General features: G+C 60.3%; 20 protein-coding genes. 13 read left to right on the forward strand and 7 right to left on the reverse strand.

Features of this window, described 5'->3' with window-relative positions; translation table 11 throughout:
* Positions 1-3: 3 nt before the first annotated feature.
* Together H7K56_RS16140 and H7K56_RS16145 are read left to right on the forward strand one after the other, a co-directional pair.
* Positions 4-882 carry an AraC family transcriptional regulator gene (locus H7K56_RS16140; protein WP_150360428.1) on the forward strand — a complete coding sequence of 293 codons (879 nt, stop codon included), beginning with the start codon at positions 4-6 and terminating at the stop codon, positions 880-882.
* Between the two features lie 143 nt (positions 883-1,025).
* The gene (locus H7K56_RS16145) at positions 1,026-1,355 is read left to right on the forward strand and encodes a DUF1493 family protein (protein ID WP_150360429.1); all 330 of its coding nucleotides are present in this window, start codon (positions 1,026-1,028) and stop codon (positions 1,353-1,355) included.
* 37 nt (positions 1,356-1,392) lie between these two features.
* Here H7K56_RS16145 and H7K56_RS16150 read toward each other — a convergent pair whose 3' ends face one another.
* Complete coding sequence (locus H7K56_RS16150; RefSeq protein WP_150360430.1) at positions 1,393-2,172, reverse strand: NAD(P)H-dependent oxidoreductase; 780 nt, start codon at positions 2,170-2,172, stop codon at positions 1,393-1,395.
* A gap of 90 nt (positions 2,173-2,262) precedes the next feature.
* On the opposite strand from H7K56_RS16150, the gene H7K56_RS16155 reads away from it, so the two are divergent.
* The 4 genes from H7K56_RS16155 (at position 2,263) to H7K56_RS16170 (ending at position 6,532) form a co-directional block, all read left to right on the forward strand.
* A complete protein-coding gene (locus H7K56_RS16155) occupies positions 2,263-3,153 on the forward strand; it encodes a LysR family transcriptional regulator (protein WP_182689033.1) in 891 nt (296 codons plus the stop codon).
* 160 nt (positions 3,154-3,313) lie between these two features.
* On the forward strand, positions 3,314-4,183 hold the full coding sequence (locus H7K56_RS16160; RefSeq protein WP_141496405.1) for an SDR family oxidoreductase: 870 nt from the start codon (positions 3,314-3,316) through the stop codon (positions 4,181-4,183).
* Between the two features lie 44 nt (positions 4,184-4,227).
* Positions 4,228-5,406, forward strand: coding sequence for an arabinose transporter (locus tag H7K56_RS16165; protein ID WP_058771424.1), 1,179 nt, complete (start codon positions 4,228-4,230; stop codon positions 5,404-5,406).
* Positions 5,407-5,485: 79 nt separating this feature from the next.
* Positions 5,486-6,532 carry a DUF1176 domain-containing protein gene (locus tag H7K56_RS16170; RefSeq protein WP_150361243.1) on the forward strand — a complete coding sequence of 349 codons (1,047 nt, stop codon included), beginning with the start codon at positions 5,486-5,488 and terminating at the stop codon, positions 6,530-6,532.
* A 33-nt stretch (positions 6,533-6,565) separates the two neighbouring features.
* On the opposite strand, the gene H7K56_RS16175 is transcribed toward H7K56_RS16170, so the two are convergent.
* Positions 6,566-7,186, reverse strand: a complete 621-nt coding sequence (locus H7K56_RS16175; protein WP_150361244.1) for a TetR/AcrR family transcriptional regulator — start codon at positions 7,184-7,186, stop codon at positions 6,566-6,568.
* Positions 7,187-7,507: 321 nt separating this feature from the next.
* On the opposite strand from H7K56_RS16175, the gene H7K56_RS16180 reads away from it, so the two are divergent.
* Positions 7,508-8,647 carry an MFS transporter gene (locus tag H7K56_RS16180; RefSeq protein ID WP_249042745.1) on the forward strand — a complete coding sequence of 380 codons (1,140 nt, stop codon included), beginning with the start codon at positions 7,508-7,510 and terminating at the stop codon, positions 8,645-8,647.
* A gap of 70 nt (positions 8,648-8,717) precedes the next feature.
* A complete protein-coding gene (locus tag H7K56_RS16185; protein WP_150361246.1) occupies positions 8,718-9,671 on the forward strand; it encodes an alpha/beta fold hydrolase in 954 nt (317 codons plus the stop codon).
* Positions 9,672-9,720: 49 nt separating this feature from the next.
* Here the strand turns inward: H7K56_RS16185 and H7K56_RS16190 are convergent, their stop codons facing one another.
* Entirely contained in the window at positions 9,721-10,404 is a 684-nt protein-coding gene (locus tag H7K56_RS16190; RefSeq protein ID WP_150361247.1) for a YecA/YgfB family protein, read from the reverse strand.
* A gap of 206 nt (positions 10,405-10,610) precedes the next feature.
* On the opposite strand from H7K56_RS16190, the gene H7K56_RS16195 reads away from it, so the two are divergent.
* The 4 genes from H7K56_RS16195 (at position 10,611) to H7K56_RS16210 (ending at position 14,414) form a co-directional block, all read left to right on the forward strand.
* Positions 10,611-11,630: an isopenicillin N synthase family dioxygenase gene (locus H7K56_RS16195; protein ID WP_249042746.1), complete on the forward strand. Its 1,020-nt coding sequence runs from the start codon at positions 10,611-10,613 to the stop codon at positions 11,628-11,630.
* A gap of 18 nt (positions 11,631-11,648) precedes the next feature.
* Positions 11,649-12,431: a MetQ/NlpA family ABC transporter substrate-binding protein gene (locus tag H7K56_RS16200; RefSeq protein WP_150361249.1), complete on the forward strand. Its 783-nt coding sequence runs from the start codon at positions 11,649-11,651 to the stop codon at positions 12,429-12,431.
* Between the two features lie 111 nt (positions 12,432-12,542).
* Entirely contained in the window at positions 12,543-13,880 is a 1,338-nt protein-coding gene (locus H7K56_RS16205) for a serine hydrolase domain-containing protein (protein WP_249042738.1), read from the forward strand.
* A gap of 39 nt (positions 13,881-13,919) precedes the next feature.
* A complete protein-coding gene (locus H7K56_RS16210; RefSeq protein ID WP_031279558.1) occupies positions 13,920-14,414 on the forward strand; it encodes an RcnB family protein in 495 nt (164 codons plus the stop codon).
* Here the strand turns inward: H7K56_RS16210 and pdxR are convergent.
* A complete protein-coding gene (pdxR, locus tag H7K56_RS16215) occupies positions 14,404-15,855 on the reverse strand; it encodes a MocR-like pyridoxine biosynthesis transcription factor PdxR (protein WP_127834573.1) in 1,452 nt (483 codons plus the stop codon). The genes H7K56_RS16210 and pdxR overlap by 11 nt on opposite strands.
* Before the next feature lie 105 nt (positions 15,856-15,960).
* Between pdxR and H7K56_RS16220 the strand changes: the two genes are divergently transcribed.
* On the forward strand, positions 15,961-16,671 hold the full coding sequence (locus H7K56_RS16220) for a GNAT family N-acetyltransferase (RefSeq protein ID WP_150361250.1): 711 nt from the start codon (positions 15,961-15,963) through the stop codon (positions 16,669-16,671).
* Positions 16,672-16,698: 27 nt separating this feature from the next.
* Here the strand turns inward: H7K56_RS16220 and H7K56_RS16225 are convergent, their stop codons facing one another.
* The 3 genes from H7K56_RS16225 to H7K56_RS16235 all read right to left on the reverse strand — a co-directional run bounded on the left by H7K56_RS16225 (position 16,699) and on the right by H7K56_RS16235 (position 20,560).
* A complete protein-coding gene (locus H7K56_RS16225; protein WP_220496605.1) occupies positions 16,699-17,475 on the reverse strand; it encodes a hypothetical protein in 777 nt (258 codons plus the stop codon).
* Positions 17,476-17,659: 184 nt separating this feature from the next.
* Positions 17,660-19,960: a phosphatidylglycerol--membrane-oligosaccharide glycerophosphotransferase gene (gene opgB, locus H7K56_RS16230; RefSeq protein ID WP_150361251.1), complete on the reverse strand. Its 2,301-nt coding sequence runs from the start codon at positions 19,958-19,960 to the stop codon at positions 17,660-17,662.
* Positions 19,961-20,170: 210 nt separating this feature from the next.
* Positions 20,171-20,560 (reverse strand): tautomerase family protein, encoded by a 390-nt coding sequence (locus tag H7K56_RS16235; protein WP_150361252.1) that lies wholly within the window; start codon positions 20,558-20,560, stop codon positions 20,171-20,173.
* Positions 20,561-20,650 lie beyond the last annotated feature (90 nt).

The raw sequence follows: 20,650 nt of genomic DNA on the forward strand, positions 1-20,650 counted from the left end.
GCTATGCCAGTAAACAAAAACGATCACCGCGAGACCTACCGCAAGCGCTTTGACAAGGTGTTCGACTACATCGAACGCCATCTTGATGAAGCGCTGCTGCTGGAGCAACTGAGTGAAGTGGCGCACTTTTCGCCGTACCACTTTCACCGCCAGTTCAGCGCCTGGTGCGGCATGCCGCCGGGGCGTTACATCCAGTTGATGCGGCTCAAACGGGCGTCGTACCGGCTGGCATTCAATCCGCACGAGAAAATCATTGAGATTGCGCTCGATGCCGGTTTTCAGCATGCCGAATCATTCAGTCGCGCCTTTAAACAGGTATTTGACGTGACGCCGAGTGAGTTTCGTCAGCAGCCGGTGTGGATGACCTGGCATCAGCGCATGCCTCAGCCACCCGTCAAACGGAGAGAGAGTATGTCAGTTGAGATTAAAATGTTTCCCACCACGCCGGTGGCGATGCTCACGCATCACGGCGATCCGCAGCGCATCAACGAAACGGCGGCGCAGTTTATTGCCTGGCGCAAAAGCAGCGGCGCGTCGCCGGTGCGCAGCAGCCAGACGTTCGGCGTCGCGCCGCGCGATCCGGCCAGTACGCCAGCCGGGGATTTTCAGTATCACCTTTGCGGTTCGGTGACAGCACCGGTTAACGAAGACAACGCCTTTGGCGTCGTCAACAGCACCATTCCCGGCGGACGCTGCGCGGTGCTGCGTCATCACGGCTCGCACAGCGCACTGACCGAGCTGGCGCGATCGCTCTACAGCGAATGGTTGCCGGCCAGCGGTGAAGAGCTGCGCGATTTCCCGCTGTTCTTCCACTATCACAACTTCGTGCATGAAGTGGCGGAACACGAATTGCTGACGGATATCTATCTGCCGCTTAAGTGATGAGGGTCCCGGTAGCAATGGCTATCGGGATTTTTATGCAGGATTGCGATACGTATTCACGGCTGACATTTTTTTCCTCCTGCCTCGCGGCAAGGCATGGCAAAATGCCCTGCGATCCTATCAGCACAGGCGAAGAGGCGACGATGACAGAGCAACTCGAACAGCGTATCTATGAACTGGTGCGGCGCTATGACGGCGTGTATCTGTTCAAGCAGAAAACGCTCACGCCGCAGATTGATATCGACAGCGATCTCAACTTCGAGCGTGACGAAGCTGCCGCGCTGATGGAAGAGTTTTTCAGCGAGTTCGGGGTCGATCGCGCGAATTTCGCTATTGAAACCTATTACCCGGACGAACCGTCGCTGGCGCAAATCCTCAACCCGTTCAATAAACGTGAAGTGCCGGTAGTGCCGGATTTCACGCTGGGCATGCTGATTACGTCGGCGCAGGCGGGGCGCTGGCTGTTTGAATAATGCGGCAGCGCGCCGCTGCGGTTTGGCGGCCTGCGGCTCAGCGCGCCACGTGCACGCCAAATCCGCGCTCACCTTCCGCAAGATCCTCGCGCAGCGTCAGCGCCGGAATCACATATTCACCGCCGTTCTGGCGACGGAAGGCAATCGGTTGATCCTGCGCTAAGCGATCCAGCCGTTGCGCCAGCGCGGCGCACCAGCCATCAAAGCGCTCCTGCGCCGACTTCTGCACGCGATACAACACCAGCGGTGGCAACACGCTGAAGCCGGGATAAAACAGCATGCCGTGCTGGATCGGGAACAGCAGATCCTCAATCGGGCCGTTGATGCCGCGCGGCGCGTAGTGCGACTCCCAGCCGCCGGTTGTCACCACCAGCATGGCGCGCTTGCCGGTGAGCGAGCCTTCGCCGTAGCGATCGCCCCAGTGATGATCGTTGTGCTCGCCGACGCCATAGGCAAAACCGTTGGCATACACGCGGTCAAACCAGCCTTTCATGATTGCCGGCATCGAAAACCACCACAGCGGAAACTGAAAAATCACCGTGTCGGCCCAGCGCAGCTTCTCCTGCTCGGCGGCAATGTCCGCTGCCTGCAACTGGTTTTCATAGGCGAAACGCGAATCCAGCGTGGCATCAAAATGCGCGCCCACCGGGGGCGCCAGCGTGTCGGCGGCATCCAGCTGCGCTTTCCACTGCATGGCGTACAGATCTGACACCTGCACCTGATGGCCCGCCTGCTGCAGATGATTCACGGCAAAGTCTTTCAGCGATCCGTTCAGCGAGCGCGGTTCCGGATGGGCATACACAATCAAAACATTCATGGCGGTATCCTGTGAGATGAAAACCGCTGCAGGTTAAGCCAGCACTGGCTATAGTAGAAATCAATTACTGATATCTCAGGTATAGACAGAATGAATATGCACTCGCTGGATTTGAATCTGCTGCACACCTTAGACGTGCTGCTGGTGGAGCAGAACGTGACGCGCGCAGCGCAGCGCCTCAATCTGTCGCAGCCGTCGGTAAGCGCTCAGCTGGCGCGCCTGCGGGTGCTGTTTGACGATCCGTTGCTATTGCCCGGTCCGCGCGGCATGCTGCCCACCGCCCGCGCCGAGGCCCTGCGCGAGCCGCTGCGTCTGGCGCTGGAAGCGCTGGAGCGCGCGGTGGCACCGCCGGCAGCGTTCGATCCGGCGCGCGCGGAGCTCACCTGGCGTATTGCCGCCACCGATTACATGTCATCGGCGCTGATCCTGCCGGCGCTGAAACTCATTCGTGAAGCAGCACCGCGCAGCCGCATGGCGGTGTTTGCACTCAATCCGCCGCAGGTAGCGCAGCAACTGGAGAAGGGCGAGCTGGATATGGTGTTTCACACCGGTGACAACGCGCCGCCGACGCTGCATCAGCGCCGCTTGTTCAGCGAGCGCTACGTGCTGGCCGGCCGGCACGATCATCCGCAGCTGCAGCAGCCCCTGACGCTGGACCGTTTTTGTCAGCTGGAGTTTGTGATGGTTTCGCCGGATGGCGGCGGCTTCAGTGCAGCCACCGATCGCGCGCTGGCCAGGCTCGGCCGCACGCGCCGCGTCGCGCTCTCGGTGCCGCATTTCCTGTTTATGCTCGACACGCTGGCCAACAGTGATTTGGTCGCCGTACTGCCGGAGCGCCTGGTGCGAAACGCGCCGCAGCTCCGCGTGCTGGCACCGCCGCTGGAGATTGAAGGGTTTGACATCCTGATGCTGTGGCACGAGCGCCTGCATCGCGATCCCGCCCAGCAATGGCTGCGCCAGCAGATTGTCGCAGCGCTGTAAACCTGAACTCTCGCCGAATAAGTCGCGGTCTTCATGCCCTCAGGCCTTGTCCGACAAGGCTTGCTCCTGCATTGCTGATGCGATTAGCGCCACCGCTCCACAGCACGCATCATATCAACACGACGAAACACTCGCGTTTTAACGTGCAGGAGAGAAGACCATGCAGATATTTGTCACCGGGGCCACTGGCTGGGTAGGTTCAGCGGTGGTGGAAGAGTTGATCGCGGCGGGCCATCAGGTAACAGGGCTGGCGCGTTCGGCGGAAAAAGCCGTGGCACTGGCCGTCACTGGCGCACAGGTTATTCGCGGTTCGCTGGAGGACGCTGACGTACTGCGTGACGCCGCGCAATCCGCGGACGCCATCATTCATACTGCGTTTAACCACGATTTCTCGCGCTTCGTGCAGAACTGCGAGCAGGACCGCCAGGTGATCGAACTGCTCGGCGAGGCGATTGCCGGATCGGATCGCATGCTGCTGGTGACGTCCGGCCTGTCCGGTATGGCGCGCGGGGCGACGGAGCTGGATCAGCCGCAGCCGGTGTCACCGCGTCAGTCGGAAGCGGCGGCGCAGGCGCTGTCGCAGCGCGGCGTGCACGTGGCGACGGTGCGGCTGGCGCCGTCGGTGCATGGCCTCGGCGACCACGGTTTCGTGCCGATTCTGGTGCGGCTGGCGCGTGAGAGCGGGATTTCCGCCTGGTGCGGCAGCGGTGAAAACTGCTGGTCCGGTGTGCACCGTCGCGATGCGGCGCGCGTCTATCGGCTGGCACTGGAGCAGGGCGTCACCGAACGCGTTTATCACGCGGTGGCCGATGAGGCGGTGCCGTTCCGCGCAATCGCGGAGACGATCGGACGCCAGCTCGGATTGCCCAGCGGCGAGCGCGACCGGGCTCATTTTGGCTGGTTCGCCAACATGGCGGCGGGCAACATGGCGGTCTCCAGCCAGCGCACGCGCACGCTGCTGGACTGGTCTGCAACCCGTCCGGACCTGCTGAGCGAGCTCAATACGCCTGCCTATTACACCCATCTCTGATATCACGCTGCCGCTGCGTGCGGCAGTTTTTCTGGATTATATCGATGAAAAATAATGTATTTATCACCTTGCTGCCGGTGACGCTGGCGGTGTTTATCGCTTTTCTCACCATGGGGATGCAGCTGCCGGTGCTGCCGCTGCATCTGCAGCAGAACCTCGGCATGGATACGCTGGCGATCGGCACGGTCATCGGCGCGCAGTTTGTCGCGTCGTTGCTGACGCGTTCGTGGGCGGGCAACTTCGCCGATATGCGCGGCGCGAAACGTGCGGTGCTGGCCGGGCTGTTGGTAGTGGCAAGTTCCGGCGTGATCTACCTGATTTCGCTGCTGTTCGTTGATCGGCCTGCCAGCTCGGTGGCCATCCTGCTGCTGGGGCGTGTGGTGCTGGCGCTGGGCGAGAGCCTGCTGGCCACCGGCGCGCTCGGCTGGGGGCTTGGGCTGGTGGGACCGGCCAATGCCGGTAAAGTGATGGCGTGGATCGGTATCGCGATTTACGGCGCCTGGGCGCTGGGTGCGCCGCTGGGCGTGGCGATTTATCACGGCTGGCACTTCACCGGCATCGCCATGGCGATCATCGTGGTACCGCTGCTGCCGCTGATGTTTATCACCCAGGTGCGCGCCGTCGCGCCGACCTCGACCAAACGCACGCCGTTCTACAAAGTCATGGGCGCGGTATGGCGGCCCGGGCTGGGTCTGGCGCTCGCCAGCGTCGGTTTTGGCATGATCACCGCGTTTATCGCGCTGCTGTTTGCGGCCAGGGCCTGGGGCAACGCGTCACTGGCGTTCACCGCATTTGGCGTGGCGTTTATCGCGGCGCGCCTGTTCTTTGCCCATCTGCCGGATAAGCTGGGCGGCGCGCGTGTCGCGCTGGTATGTGTGCTGATTGAAGCCTGCGGTCAGCTGCTGATTTGGGGCGCTGATGACGCGACCCTGGTTTATCTCGGCGCAGCGCTGACCGGTTTTGGCTATTCGCTGGCCTTTCCGGCGTTCGGCGTGGAAGCGGTGCGCCGTGCGCCGCCGCACACCCGCAGCCTGGCGATGGGGGCTTACGTGGCGTTTCTCGATATCGCACTGGCAGTCACCAGTCCGCTGGCGGGCGCGCTGGCCGCCCACCGCGGCGTGGCTTCGGTGTATCTCGCTGGCGCGATTGCCGTGGCGCTGGCGATGCTGGTGGCGCTGAGCCTGATGGCGCGTCAGCCACAACCACAGGCAGCGATGGAATAAGACCCGCCGCAAAAAATTCACTTCTCCCGCGCCGCAAAAATCATCACACTAGCCACCTTTACCATTAGGGAGAGATGGCATGAAAAGCCGATTGCTGCTGGCGCTGACGCTGTTCGCCAGCCTGAGTACGCCGTTGTGGGCCGACGAAGGCGTCTCGTTTAGCCATAAAGACTGGGAGCTGGCTTGTGATAATACGCTGACCTGCCGCGCCGCCGGCTACAGCGCCGAAGAAGGCGCGGGCGGATCGGTTCTGCTGACGCGCGCCGGCGGGCCAGACAGCCTGACGCACGGGCGCGTGGTGCTGGCCGATACCGGCGACGATGATGCGCAGCAGGTAAATGCGCTGGCGCTGTGGATTGACGATCGCGCGCTGGGCGAAGTCAGCAAAGCGGAGAACGATGAGTGGACGCTAAGCGACGCGCAGACCCAGGCGCTGATCGCCGCCATCAAAGGCAGCGCCAGAGTAGAGTTTCGCGGTGCGGCCGAGCCGTTTGAGCTCTCCGGCAACGGGGCCTTTGCCACGCTGTTGAAAATGGACGAGGCGCAGAGACGGCTGAACACGCCGGGCGCGCTGGTGCGCAAGGGCAACCAGCCGGAGGCCAGCGTACCGGCGGCAGTGGCGATGCCGGTGATCCAGCAGGTCCATGTGCTGAAAGCCGCGCCGCGCCCGCTGACGCCAGATGAACTGGCACAGGTCAAGCCAAAGCTGATTGCCTCGCTGACCGATGACGACAGCTGTGACAATCTCGCGCCGTCCGACGATCAGCCAGAAGAGGGCGCAGAACCGCCTACGCTGACGCCGGTGGATGCGCAGCACGTGCTGATCGCCGCGCTGTGCTGGCGCGGGGCTTACAACGAAGGCTACGGTTTCTGGCTGCTGGATAACGCGCTGCAGGGCACGCCGCAGCTGATCACCGACTCCGGATCTGATTATCACGACGGCGTGATCAGCGAAGCGCAGAAAGGGCGCGGCATTGGTGACTGCTGGAGCACCGCTGCATGGGTGTGGGATGGCCGCCAGTTTGTGCAGAGCAGCGAGGCCACCACCGGCATGTGTCGTGCCATCCGCGCCGGCGGCGCATGGCAGCTGCCAACGCTGGTCACCGAAGTCAAACCGGCGGGGTAATGTTCAGCGCGCAACGCCGGGCGGCAGGGATGCTTAATCCGTCACGGATTTTGCCGCGTCCCACGCGGCCATGACGTGGGCGATGGCGGTATCGATCTGCGCGCCGTTGACGCCATCGCGCACCAGCACCGACACGCCAAGCAGAAAAGCGTCGAGGGCGATGGCGAGGGCGGCGGCATCAGTGTCGGCGCGCAGTTCGCCGCTGTCGATGCCGCGCTGCACGCAGGCCGTCATGCCTGCCAGCGTGCGGGCGCGTGAGCGCGCCAGCGGCTGCGTGACATCCGCGTGTTCGGCGGAAGGCGCACTCATCACGCCCAGGCCGACCATACAACCCAGCGGATGGCCGGACTCACACTGCATGCTGGCCGAGCGCCGCAGCGCGGTCTCCATTGCGGTACGGGGCGGCAGGCTGTTATCCCACAGCGGCTCCACCACCTGCGCGTAAGTCGACAGATAGCGCTGCACACACTCCTGAAACAGTGCCTGCTTTGAGCCAAAGGCCGCGTAGAAGCTCGGTGCGGAAATACCGCCGGCAATTCCCGCCTTCAGCTGCGTTAACGATGTCGACTCATAACCGTGCTGCCAGAAAATCTTCATCGCCTGTTCAATGGCCGCATCACGATCGAACGTACGCGGCCGTCCCATAGTGGCCATCTCAGTGCTCCGTTAAGCTCAATGGTTAAATACTAATCGATACATAAGTCGTTGACAACGGTCTCGCACGTCAACTAATGTATCGATCAGTATATATTTGTGCCGGCGGGCGGCGGATAGCGTATCCGCGGGGTTGTTCCTGAACCGTAACAGGTTGTCGCACTTCGCCAATTTATATACTGATCGGTACATATAATTTCAACGACCGGCGCGCGCCTCACCTGCACGCTGATGACATCGGGAACGCTGATTGTGACAATTTTGAATACCGCCGCGGATAAAACCCGGCCGCTACCGCTGGGCGCGTTGCTGGCGCTGGCCATGACCGGTTTTATCTGCATCATCACCGAAACCTTACCGGCCGGACTGCTGCCGCAGATGGCGGCGGGCCTTGGCATTTCCACCGCGCTGGCCGGGCAGACCGTGACCGTTTATGCGCTTGGCTCGCTGCTGGCGGCGATTCCGCTGACCATCGCCACTCAGGGCTGGCGCCGCCGTAACGTGCTGTTGCTGGCTATCGTCGGTTTTCTGATTTTCAACTCCATCACCACGTTTTCGACCCACTTCGCACTGACGCTGGTGGCGCGCTTTTTCGCCGGCGCAGCGGCGGGACTCGCCTGGAGCCTGCTGGCCGGCTATGCGCGGCGCATGGTGCCGATCCAACAGCAGGGCAAAGCGCTTGCCGTGGCGATGGTCGGCACGCCGATTGCGCTGGCGCTGGGCGTTCCCGTCGGCACCTGGCTGGGCACGGCGGTAGGCTGGCGCACGGCGTTCGGCATCATGTCGGCGCTGACGCTGCTGCTGATCGGCTGGGTGCTGCTGCGGGTGCCTGACTATCCGGGACAAAGCAGCGATCAACGTCTGCCGCTGCGCACGGTGTTCATGACGCCAGGCGTGCGTCCGGTGCTGGGCGTGGTGCTGGCGTGGATGACGGCGCACAACATTCTCTACACCTACATTGCGCCGTTCGTTACCCAGGCGGGTCTCGCCGGGCAGGTGGACAGCGTGCTGCTGGTGTTTGGCATCGCGGCGCTGGCGGCTATCGGCCTGGCCGGTCGCCTCGTCGATCACCACCTGCGCGTCGCCGTGCTCGGCAGTCTGGCGCTGTTTGCGCTGGTCTCGCTGCTGTTCGTCTGGCTGGCGCGCTTGCCGCTGCTGGTTTATGTCGGCGTGGCGTTGTGGGGGCTGACGTTTGGCGGGGCGGCCACGCTGCTGCAAACGGCACTGGCGGATGCGGCGGGCGAGGGCGCGGATGTGGCGCTGTCGATGAACGTGGTGGTGTGGAACAGCGCGATTGCCGGCGGCGGTCTGGCCGGTGGCGTGTTGCTTACTCACTGGGGCGTGGCGTCTTTCCCGCTGGCGCTGCTGCTGCTGCTGGCGATTGGCTTCCTCATCGCACTGCAGGCGCGTCAGTACGGTTTCCAGCCCGGCGCGCGGCATCAGCGCGTACAAGGTCACTGACCTGCCGTGCGCACATGAAAATTTAAATAACTGTTTTAAATGGCATTATCACAAAATGGAGATCAATCACGTGTTCAAAAAATTACTGTTAACCCTGCTGCTTGCTTCGGCCGCGCTGTTTTCCGCTGCCAGCACTGCCGCGGATGAATTCCCGCTGCCCGCCGGTTTCACCAGCAGCTATCAAACCGTGAATGGCGTGCGCCTGCATTATGTGAAGGGCGGCAGCGGACCGCTGGTGTACCTGGTGCACGGTTTCGGACAGACGTGGTACGAGTGGCACCAGCTAATGCCGGAACTGGCAAAAAATCACACCGTCGTGGCGGTGGATTTGCCGGGGCTGGGGCAGTCTGACGTGCCGCATTCGTATCGCGCCACCGATGTCGCGCCGCTGCTTTATCAGCTGGCACAACAGTTCGCTGGCGGCAAAAAGTTCGATCTGGTGGCGCACGATATTGGCATCTGGAATACCTATCCGCTGCTGGTGAAACATCAGGACAGCATCCGCCGCGCCATCTTCATGGAAGCGCCAATCCCGGATGAAAGTATCTATCAGTTCCCGGCCTTTACGCCCGAAGGCGAATCCCTGGTGTGGCACTTCAGCTTCTTTGCGGCGCAGGGGCAGCTCGCTGAGCAGCTGATCGCCGGTAAAGAGCGCCTGTTCTTCGAGCATTTCATCAAAGAACATGCCGCCAACAAAGCGGTGTTCACCCCGGCGCTGCTGGATATGTACAGCAAATCCTATGCAAAACCGCACAGCCTGAACGCCGCCTTTGAATATTACCGCGTGCTGAATCAGGGAGTGGCGGACAATAAAGTGCTTTCCCGCGAGAAAATTGCCGTGCCGATGCTGGCGATTGGCGGTGGCGGTCACGGCGGACTGGGTGCCTATGAGCAGCAGGTGGTCAGCCGCTACGCCTCGCACGTCACCGGCAAAGTATTACCTGGCTGCGGTCACTGGTTACCTGAAGAGTGCCCCGCGCCGCTGAATGCGGCGGTAATGGAATTTCTCGCGTCCGGGAAATAACGCGGTGCGCAGGCCAGTTTTAGCGCTGGCCTGCGTTGACGTGAGCGTCTCAGGCTTTATTCAGGCAGCACTGCTTAAATTTTTTGCCGCTGCCGCACGGGCAGGGATCGTTGCGGCCGGTTTTTTCACCGGCAAAATGCGGCAGCTGCGGGGCCGGATCGGGCTGCGCCATGCGCTGTTCCTGCCAGTATTCGTGCAGTTCCAGCGCCGCCGGACGAATCGCCTCGATGCTGGTCTCAAACGCGTCCGGGGTGAAGGCTTCACGCTGCGCCAGCTGCTCTTCACTGCCGTGCAGCGCAATCGCCTGCAGCGCCGGTTGCTGTGCCGCCGGCAGCTGCGACCAGTCCGCATCCAGCGCTACGCCGCGCATGTAGCCGTAGCACCAGTCTTCCACCACGGTAAACAGCTGGTCTTCCATCTCCTGCTCGCCGAACAGCGGATCGAACTGTTCCGGATACTCCGCCAGCCGCTCGGCGATGTCGTTGAAGTGCTGGAAAGTCAGCGCCATGAAGCGGTCCATTTCGCGTGCGTTCGCCCACTGAGGAATCTTTTTCTCACCGCCCCAGATCGCCACCAGCCATTCGCTCGGTTCGATGTCGTTCGGGCCGGAGAGCAGGGCGGTCAGCATGCCGTCCAGTTCGGCGGTGTCCACCACGGAGTGTTCGTTGCCATATTTTTCCAGCATGTCATCAAGCCAGTTCAGCTCTTTTTCGGTTAACGGACCCTGATTCATCCGGCGTCTCCTGCGGTGTGCATTGGTGGGCAAAAATTGCTGGGCGCGATTATAGCGGCAGCGCGCCTGATTTACCGCTTTTTGCATATCGATAGCTGAAGTGCGCCTAAAAAGGAATCGCCATAACTTATGGCGCAACAGTATTGGCGGGAAACGGCGGCGAATGTCAGCGTAAACGCAGGATTTACCGATAGCGAGGAGACAACATCATGGCGGATACCCTGCCAGTACTGGATCTGGCCCTGCTGGAATTACCGGACGCAGAGCAGGCAGCTTACCTGGCGCAGCTGCGGGAGACCGCGCGTGACGTCGGTTTCTTCTATCTGGTTAATCACGGCATCAACCCGCAATTGCTGCATAACGTGCAGAGTATCACGCGGGCGTTTTTTGCCCTGCCACAGGCGGAGAAGCAGCGCGTGGCAATGATCCACTCGCCGCATTTTCGCGGCTACAACCACGCCGGTGTGGAATACACCCGCGACCAGCGCGATCAGCGTGAACAGTTTGATATCGGTGCCGAACGCGTGGCGCTGACGCTGCAGCCGGGCGATCCGGCGTGGAAACGGCTGCAGGGGCCCAACTTATGGCCGGAGGCGTTACCGCAATTGCGTCCGGTGATGCACGCCTGGCAGCAGGCGATGACCGCCATCGCATTGCGCCTGCTGCGTGCCTTTGCCAAAGCGCTGGCGCTGCCGCCGGATGCGTTCGACGCGCTGTATGGCACCCAGCCCAATGAGCACATCAAGCTGATTCGTTATCCCGGCCAGGCGGCAGAAGCCAGCCAGCAGGGCGTCGGCGCGCACAAAGACTCCGGCTTCCTCACTTTTTTGCTGCAGGACGATCAGCCCGGTTTGCAGGTGGAAGTGTCACCCGGTCACTGGGTGGATGCGCTGCCGAAGCCGGGCGCGTTTGTGGTCAACATCGGTGAACTGCTGGAGATTGCCAGCAATGGGTATCTGCGCGCCACCGTGCACCGCGTGGTGTCGCCGCCGGCTAATCGTGAACGCGTGTCAATCGCTTTTTTCCTCGGTGCGCAGCTGGACGCCGAAGTACCGCTGTATCAGCTGCCGCCGCAGCTGGCGGCAGAAGCCCACGGCCCGACCAGCGATCCTGACAATCCGCTGCTGCGCGAAGTGGGCTGGAACTACCTCAAAGGGCGTCTGCGTTCCCATCGCGATGTGGCGCAGCGCTATTACGCTGATGCATTAAGCACAGTGAAATCATAAGAAACGTAAGGAAAGCCCATGCAGAAAACGATGATAGCGTCACTGGCCCTGATGGCCCTGTTCAGCAGCGTGGCGTCCACCGCGGCACTGCGCGTGGCCGCCGATCCGGTGCCGCACAGTGAGATCCTCAACTACATCAAACAAACCGACAAACAGCTCGACCTGAAGGTCATCGAGCTTAACGGCAATTTAAACGCCAACGAGCTGCTGGCGCGTGGCGACGTCGATGCCAACTATTTCCAGCATGTGCCTTATCTGCGCGATCAGGAAAAAGCGCTGGGCGAAAAATTTGCCGTGGTGGCGACCGTGCATATTGAGCCACTCGGGATTTACTCGCACAAAGTGAAATCACTGAAAGATCTGCCGGATGGTGCGCAGGTGGCGGTGCCCAACAACGTCACTAACCTGAGCCGCGCGCTCTATCTGCTGCAGGCCAACGGCCTGATTACGCTGAAAAGCCGCAGCGCCAGTACGCTGGCGACCACGGCGGATATCAGTGACAACCCGCACCATCTGAAGATCATTGAAGTTGAAGCGCCGCAGCTGCCGCGCGCGCTGGATGATGCGCAGCTGGCGATTATTAACGGTAACTATGCCCTGCAGGCCGGGCTGGTGCCGTCAAAAGACGCGCTGGCGCTGGAACAGGCAAAGGATAATCCGTATGCCAACGTGCTGGTCACCACGCCAAAGCTGGCCAGCGACCCGCGCATTCTCGCGTTAGCGAAAGATCTCGAATCAAAACAAACTGCTGAATTTATCAACCAGCACTACAAAGGATCGGTTATCCCGGTTAATCAATAATGCCCGGCGCCACCAGCGGCTGACAGGTGGCGCACCCGCTGTTCTGTGGTATATTTCGCCACCAACACCAGTGGCACCTGCTGCATAACATAAAAAATAACTTATCAATTGATGGCTACTTCCCGCTTCGTCAGACTTCAGCGGCTGACGCTTTCTCGCGCATGGTTTCACCTGCGGCTGTCAGCCCTGTGTCTGCTGCTCAGCGGCTGCGGAACGCTGTCGCAAACGTCCGCGCCGGTGGGCGATCGCGTCTATCTTTCCCACGCCTCCTTCCATGAAAACGTCGATGACATTGTGCGCCACTACATGCAGCAAAAGCAGGTGACCGGCATCAGCATCGCCATTATTCACCAGCGCGGCGCGCCGCAGTTTTACAGCTATGGCGTCACCGATGCGCGTCAGCGTTATCCCATCACGCCGGATACGCTGTTTGCGCTGGGCTCGCTGAGCAAAGGCGTTACCGCAGAGGTCATTATCGGGCTGGTGGATCGCGGCGAGCTGCACTGGAACGACACGCTGGCCACGCTGCTGCCGCGCGGCGTGCCGCTGAGTGAGGATGCAAAACGTATCACGCTGCTGCAGCTGGTCACGCACACCTCAGGGCTGCCGCGTCAGGATATGGATCTGCCGATGTTCCTGAAATTTATGGCTTACCTGCGCAGCGGCGAAAATTTTTACGGCAATCTGGATAGCGATGCCGTGCTGAGTTATCTGGCCGATTTCAGCGCCCCCGCGCACCCGGCGGCGCAGTACTCCAATCTCGGCTATGCGCTGCTGGGCTATATTCTGCAGCATCGCCTGCATCAGGACATTGAAACGCTGGCGCAGCATCAGCTGTTTGGTCAGCTCGGCATGACCAGCAGCAGCTTCCATCCGCAAACCCTGCGCGGCTATCCGTGGCGCGCGCTGGGCCACGCCGGCGATCAGCCGAAACTGATCGCGCGTGGTCAGCTGACGCCGGACTGGGCCTTTCGCGGCAATATGGTGGCGGCCGCCAGCCTGTACAGCAATGCGCGCGATCTGATTCGCTACCTCGATGCGCATCTGCACAGCGATGCACAGGGCGCGCTCGGTCAGGCGCTGGCGCAGGTTAATCATCCTTATGAGCAGCATGGCAACCAGGCGCAGAATATCGCCTGGGTAACCGATACCTATGGTCAGCAGCAGATCACGTATCAGGTGGGGTATATTGGCGGTTATGCCAGTTTTATCGGCTACGATCGCGCCCACGGCAATGCCATCGTGGTGCTGCAGAATGCCTTCAACTGGAGCAACTATCTCGGCATTGCGCTGCTGCGTGATTTGGCGCGTAAAGATCGCCGGGATATGAACACGGTTGCTTGCAATTTTGCTGCTCAGCAAAGCGCGCCGCCTGAGGTATGCTGTGGAGCGAAATTTGACGCGCTAAGCGCGGCGCGGGAACCTTCCGCACGTGGCGCTTGTCAGTAAATGGGACAGTTAAATAATTAACCAGAGTGGAAATCACCAATGCGCAGGACACACGTCACCCTTCTTTCAGCAGGAATTTTTCTGGGCGCTTTAAGCCTGACGCCAGCAGCACTGGCAGAAGGTGAGCAAACCGATAGCGTACCGATGCCGCCGCAGGTGCAGCAAACCGCACCGGACGCCTCAGCGCCAGCGGCCACCAGCGATGCGCCCGCCAGCAGTGAACCGGCAGAATCCAGTGGCGATGTTGCGCCGATTCGCCCGTCACAAAACGGTCCGGGTGAAGCGCCATCCGCCGCCAATAATTACGATCTGCACACCATCATCATCGATTACAAAGAGTATAAAGTCGGTGACGTCGTGCCGGATGAGTACCGTAAAAAGCAGTACACCATCGTTGAGTGGCAGCCGCGCCACCTGCCTGCACCGCAGGAAGGCACGCACTGGGCTTACATCAACGCTAACTACATCCTGATCACCGACGACAGCGGCAAGATCGTGATGGGCAAATCCGGCGACATTTTCTTCAAGGGTTAATGCCCGGCAGCAGGCGCGCTAACTGCGCCACGCCTGCCATTATCTGACTGGTGCTGGTATTACCGTATCCCAGCACCAGTCCCTGCTGTTTTTGCCCGCCCAGATAAAAGCCTGACAGCGCGCCAGGCGCATAGCCATGGCGAAACAGCTGCGCCGTCAGCGCCACATCATCCACCGTATCCGCCAGCGGCAACACCAGATGCATACCGCACTCACCGCCCAGCAGCGGCACCTGAGCACCAAATGTCTCCTGTAGCGCAGCCCGCAGCGTGGCCTGCCGCTGACGATACAGGCGGCGCATTTTGCTCAGGTGGCGATTGAAATCCCCGCTGCGTAGAAACAGCGCCAGCGCCTGCTGTTCCGGCCGGTTACCGCCGCGTAACAGCTCATGCAAGGCTGGCCGCAGCCGCGGCAGTAGCGGCGCGGGCAGCACCATGTAGCCGATGCGCAGCGCCGGAAACAGGGTCTTGCTGAAGGAGCCGATGTAAATCACCGGTGTCGGCTGCGCCATGCCCTGCATCGCGGCAATGGGCTCGCCGCTGTAGCGAAAATCGCTGTCGTAATCATCTTCGATAATCCACGCCTGATGCCGCTGTGCCGCCGCCAGCAGCGCCAGCCGGCGCGCGGCGCTCATGATCGCTCCGGTGGGATACTGATGCGTCGGCGTGGTGTAAATCAGCCGCGGCGGGCGCTGCTGCCAGTCCTGCGCTGTCGGTGCCAGTCCCTGCGCATCCACCGCAATCGGCTCGATCTGCAGATCGCCGAGGCGCATCGCCGCTTTGGCGCCGCGATAGCCCGGCTCTTCCACCCAGCCGGTGTCACCACGATTGGTGAGCAGCGCGACGCATAGCGTCAGCGCCTGCTGCGCGCCTTCGGTAATCACAATCTGCTGCGGCGCACAGCGCACGCCGCGCGCCAGCGCCAGATGCTGCGCCAGCGCCTCACGCAGCGCCAGCTCACCCAGCGGATCGCCGTAGCCCAGCAGCTGTGCCTGCTGCGCGGTTTGATTGAGCGCGCGACGCCACTGCGCCAGCGGGAAATGCGCCAGCGCCGGCGTGCTCGGGCGCAGCGCCAGCTCCTGGCTGGAGAGGCGATGCAGCGAGTGCAACCGGGAAGCGCGCGCGGAAACCGGCCAGTCGGCGCTGTCGTCGGACGCCTGCGCTGGCAGCGGCGTGTGCGCCAGTCGGCTGACGCGGCTTCCCTGGCGGTCGCTGAGGATAAATCCTTCCGCCTGCAGCTGTGACCAGACGGCGATCACCGTATTGCGCGACACCTGCAGTTCAGCCGCCAGCTGGCGGGTCGCCGGCAGGCGCGTGCCCGCCGCCAGCTGACCATTCAGTATCGCCTGGCGCAGCCGCTGATACAGCTGCTGTTGCAGCGTCAGGCTGCCGTCGGCCTCTAACGGTGCCAGCAGCAGCGAATGCCGGTTTAATGCGCGCATTGGCGCCTCCGTGGATCTATCGATTTGTCACATTGTGGCGCTTTTTCCTGAACCAGCAAAGTGGCACGCTGCACGCTGTCACTCTCACACAGAAGGAATCGCCGTATGTCATCGCAGACCAATCGTTATGGACAACCCATCGGCCCGGCGCTGGAGGCGTGGCAGCCGCGCCCGCTGCCGCAGGGGCAGATTTTCACCGGACAATATTGCCGGCTGGAGCCGCTGGATGCCGCACGTCACGGTCACGAGCTGTATGCGGCTTATGCGCTGGCGGAAGATGACCGCGACTGGACCTGGCTGCCGGTCGGGCGCTTTGACGATGAAGCGTCTTATCTGGCGTTTGCGCAGCAGTGCCAGCAGAGTCCGGATTACCTGCACTTCGCGGTTATTGACCGGCAAAGCGGGCAGGCGGTCGGCTCGCTGGCGCTGATGCGCCTTGAACCGCAGCACGGCGTGATGGAGGTCGGCTTTGTGGTGTTCTCTCCGTTGCTGAAGCAAACCCGCATGGCCACCGAAGCCCACTATCTGCTGATGCGTTACGCCTTCGAACAACTCGGCTATCGTCGCTACGAGTGGAAATGCGACAGCTGTAACCAGCCGTCGTACAACGCCGCACTGCGGCTGGGCTTTCGTTATGAAGGCACGTTCCGTCAGGTGGTTGTGTATAAAAATCGCAGCCGGGATACCGCCTGGTTCTCTATCATCGACTGTGAATGGCCGCAGGTGAAGCTGGGCTTTGAGCGCTGGCTGGCGGCAGACAATTTCGACGCCCGCGGGCAGCAACGCGCCAGGCTGGAGACATTACGTCAGGCCTGACGCTAGCGCGCCGTGCTGGCTGTCCGGCTAACCGGCAAAAATATATTTGGCGGCTGACAACACAAAGGCGCTGGCCATCGCCATCATCAGCCGCCGATGCCAGAGATTATCGCGTTTGAGCTCATTGAAACCGAGCTGCATGCGATGGTCGAGATCCAGCAGGCGCTCATCCACTTTTTCAAAGCGTTTATCAATTTGCCTGAATTGCTCATCCATCTTTTCAAAGCGTTTATCAATTTGCCTGAATCGCTCATCGATTTGTTCAAAACGCTGATCGATTTTCCTGAATTGCTCATCGATTTGTTCAAAGCGTTGATCGATTTTCCTGAATTGCTCATCCATCTTTTCAAAGCGTTGATCAATTTTCCTGAATTGTTCATCGATTTGTTCAAAACGTTGATCGATTGTTCTGAATTGCGCATCCACTTTTTCAAAGCGTTTATCGATTGATCTGAATTGCGCATCCACCTTTTCGAAGCGTTGATCGATTTGTTCAAAGCGTTGATCAATTTTCCGGAATTGCTCATCGACGTTATCAAACCGCAGCTCAATGGCTTTAAACGTATGGCGGACCTCATTTTCAAAATGCCTGAGGCTCTGTGCCAGTTTATCGACACGCTGCGCGGTGGCGTGATTTGCCCGCATCACGCCTTCCATGGCCTGCGAAAGGTGCGTTTTGGTCAGGCTGTTTTCCTGCTGCATTTCGGCAAAAATGTCGACCATCACTTCGGCCTGGTGATCGGCCACGCCCGCCTGCTGCAGCGCTTTGAATGCCTTATGGGTGTTCATCATCGTCGGTATCATCCCTGTTGCTCCTGGTCGCCTTTCCTGTTGCCTGCAAGGTTATCCAGGTGGTGATAGTTGCACCATGTGATGATGTGGATTTTGCGCGACGTCTCGAAAAATATCAATTCGTACAAAGAGTAACGCTAAGCGGCAATAAAAAGGGCCTGCACGCTGGCAGGCCCTGGTCTGGCACGCATTTTTATCACTTTTCGGGCTGCGGAATTATTTTTATCTCCGCCATGCCGATACCGAGTTTGCGTGGATCCTGACCGGTAATGTTGCCGAGATTAGACAGCTGTGGTTCTGGCGGCGTGATGATCAGGTTGCGGCTGGCGCCGGGATTGGTGAAATGCAGCGTTTGCGTGGAGAACGCGTCACCCAGATTGAGCTGCTGCACTTGCTCGCCGACGCGCACCGGAATTGGCCGATGGGCGTTAGCCCCATAGGCACGTGCAGTGATCACCACGTCAAAGCGCGCCGGCAGCGGATCGACATATTCAATATTCACCTCCGGCGCGAGGTTGGCGTTCGACCAGCGTCCCCAGCTTTCCGGCCGTGAAATACCGCTAAAGCGCTTCACGCTGGCCGGCGCGCCCGGCACGGTCAGCAGGAAGCTGTCCGCCTGGTAGCGAATGGCATTGTCCTCAATGCGCATTTGCTGCTCGTTGAGCTGATAGGTCGCCGCGCTGACTTTCACCTGCGGGAACTGCGCTTTGCCCTGCCACACCGGCTGGTCGATGCGCGTCACCGTGGGTTGTCCGCCGGTCTGGCCCATCGCCAGACAGAGATCGGTCGACAGCGCCAGCGCCGGCTGCCACAGCCGGCCCATTTTGAAGCAGCGATCGACCCAGACAAACTTATCGCTGGCGGCAAAATCGGCCAGCTGGAAGCGCAGCGGCGCGGCGTATTCGCCTTCCGGCAGCGGCTCTACCTGATGATCGGATACGCGGAACAGGATCGGCAGCCTGAACGTCGCGCCCGAGAAGCTAAAGGTATTTTTGGGCTGGTCGATGGTGAACGTCTTCATCTGGCTGGGGAAATTCCACAGCTGAATGATATCGGCTTTCCACGCCGTGACCTTCTTCGCCATGTCATCGAACTGGCTGGAGAGCGAGGCCGAAGACAGCCCGCTGCGGCCAAGGCCAATCGCGTTATCCCCGCCGAGAATATCCAGCACCGTGGCGCCGTTATCCAGCGTGCTGCGCTTGCCATCCAGCACCTCGGCCTGCGGCTGATCGCCACGGATCACCATAAACAGATCGCGGCGCGGCTGCTTGATCAGATACTGATGCGCCGTGTTATTCATCGCCAGGTGATCGGAACTCACCACAATCACGGTGTTTTTAAACCACGGCGAGGCTTTGATGCGGGCAATCAGGCGCGCCACGTGCTCCTGGGTACAGGCCACCGCGCTAAACGACTGATTGGGTTTGCCGTCATAGCTGTAACTTTTGCGCTGACAGCTGCGCGAAATAAAGCCGTCCGGATGATGGGTGTCCACGGTGAGCGTAAACAGCGCAAAGCGTTTCTGCTGACGCGACAGCTCCTCATACTTTTCAAACACTTCATCCATCACCGTATCGTCGTAAAAGCCCCAGTTATTACGGTAGCTGGGGTCGGCGACGCGGCTCTTCAGCTCCTGCGAGCCGTACATGTTGGCGGCATCAAAACCGTGTGACAGCAAAAAGGTGTCTTTGCCGGCAAAGCGCAGGTCTGCACCCTGAATAAACCAGTTCTCATAGCCGGAGTGTTTGAGGATATCGCCGAGGCAGATATTTTGCGGATAGAAGCTGGAAAGCGAAGCCGAGGCGTTGCCGTCGAACGGCGCAAACAGCGGAATTCCGCACTGCGACGCCACCATGCCGGCGATGGTGTAATCGGTGCCGGGCAGTTGCTCGGTGTTGCTGAAGTCAATGCTGTGATCTTTTTCGCGACTCAGCTCCGGTGCCAGGCCAGGAAAAGCCTGTTGATCGAAGTAGGTGCGCTCAAGGCTTTCGCCGTAGATATACACCAGGTTGAGCTTCGGCGCGTTAATCTGCTTATTCGGCGTTTTGTAATAGGTTTCGAAATCCGAGTCGGCCTGACGCGCGTGGGAGGCGATCAGCTCTTTCACCTGGCGAAACGCCGGCGTGGTTTGCACCGAGCCGGCAGCACAGGCGATCGCCAGCAGGCTCCAGCCGAGATGATGCGGACGTTTATGCCGGCGCAGCACCCAGGAGAGAAAACAAAACAGTAAAAACAGGCCGATGATCAAGCCAAGCGCCGGTACCACATATTTGCTCACGCCCGCGCCGGTCAGGCTGTTGGTCAGGGTATAGAGCACCGCATCGTTGATGCCATCGCCGGTAAAATAGTTGCTGGCATACAGCGTGGCGTTGAGCACGATGAACAGGGTGAGCAGCAGCAAGATCAGGATAAACCAGAATTTATTTCGCCCGGCTTTATACGAATAGACTGCGATCGCAGCCAAAAAGAGCACTATTGAAAGCAACTCCAACGGCAGATCCTCACATTAAGTAAAAAGAACGCGTTACCTGCGTCTGCGGCCCTCTGCGGGGGTTTTGCGTCAATCTATATTGGCTGTCACAGGGCTGCAACACATCCAACCAGATTTGTGCGATGCATTGCGAATCGTTTAAGGCGGGTTTAGGCGGAGTCTGATTTAGTCTGGCAGCAACCGGCGCGCTGCTGCCAGACAGGGCGGGTGCGGGTGTTACAACTTACCGGTGAGATACTGCGCTTCGCCGTCGGCAAAGCTCCAGTCACCTTTGCTGTTGGTGATAAAACTGATCATCAGATCGTTGCCCTGCACGCCACAATTCTCCTGCAGCTCGCGCGCTAACTCTGCCATGAAGTGCGTTTTCTGTTCTTCACTTCTTGGGCTGGTGTACACGCGCACCATCACCAGATTGTCGCTGCGCGCAAAGCCCAGCCCGGTATCCTGAAAGACCATTTGATAACGCTTGTTTTCATGAACAATCTGATAACGATCGCGCGCCGGAACCTTAAATGCCGTGAGTACCGCGCGATGCGCGGCGTCGAGTAAGGTGCGAATCTCTGCTTCAGAACGGCCCTGAATAACATCAAAAGTCAGTAACGGCATCAATAAATCCTCGTTTTTGCCCACGCGGAAAGAGTAGGATGAAACGCTATGCTGCCGCTTGCTGCCGGAAAGAAAAAGCGCGCTGATTAA

The organism is Pantoea dispersa (genome assembly GCF_014155765.1).
GTDB classification, from domain to species: Bacteria; Pseudomonadota; Gammaproteobacteria; order Enterobacterales; family Enterobacteriaceae; genus Pantoea; species Pantoea dispersa.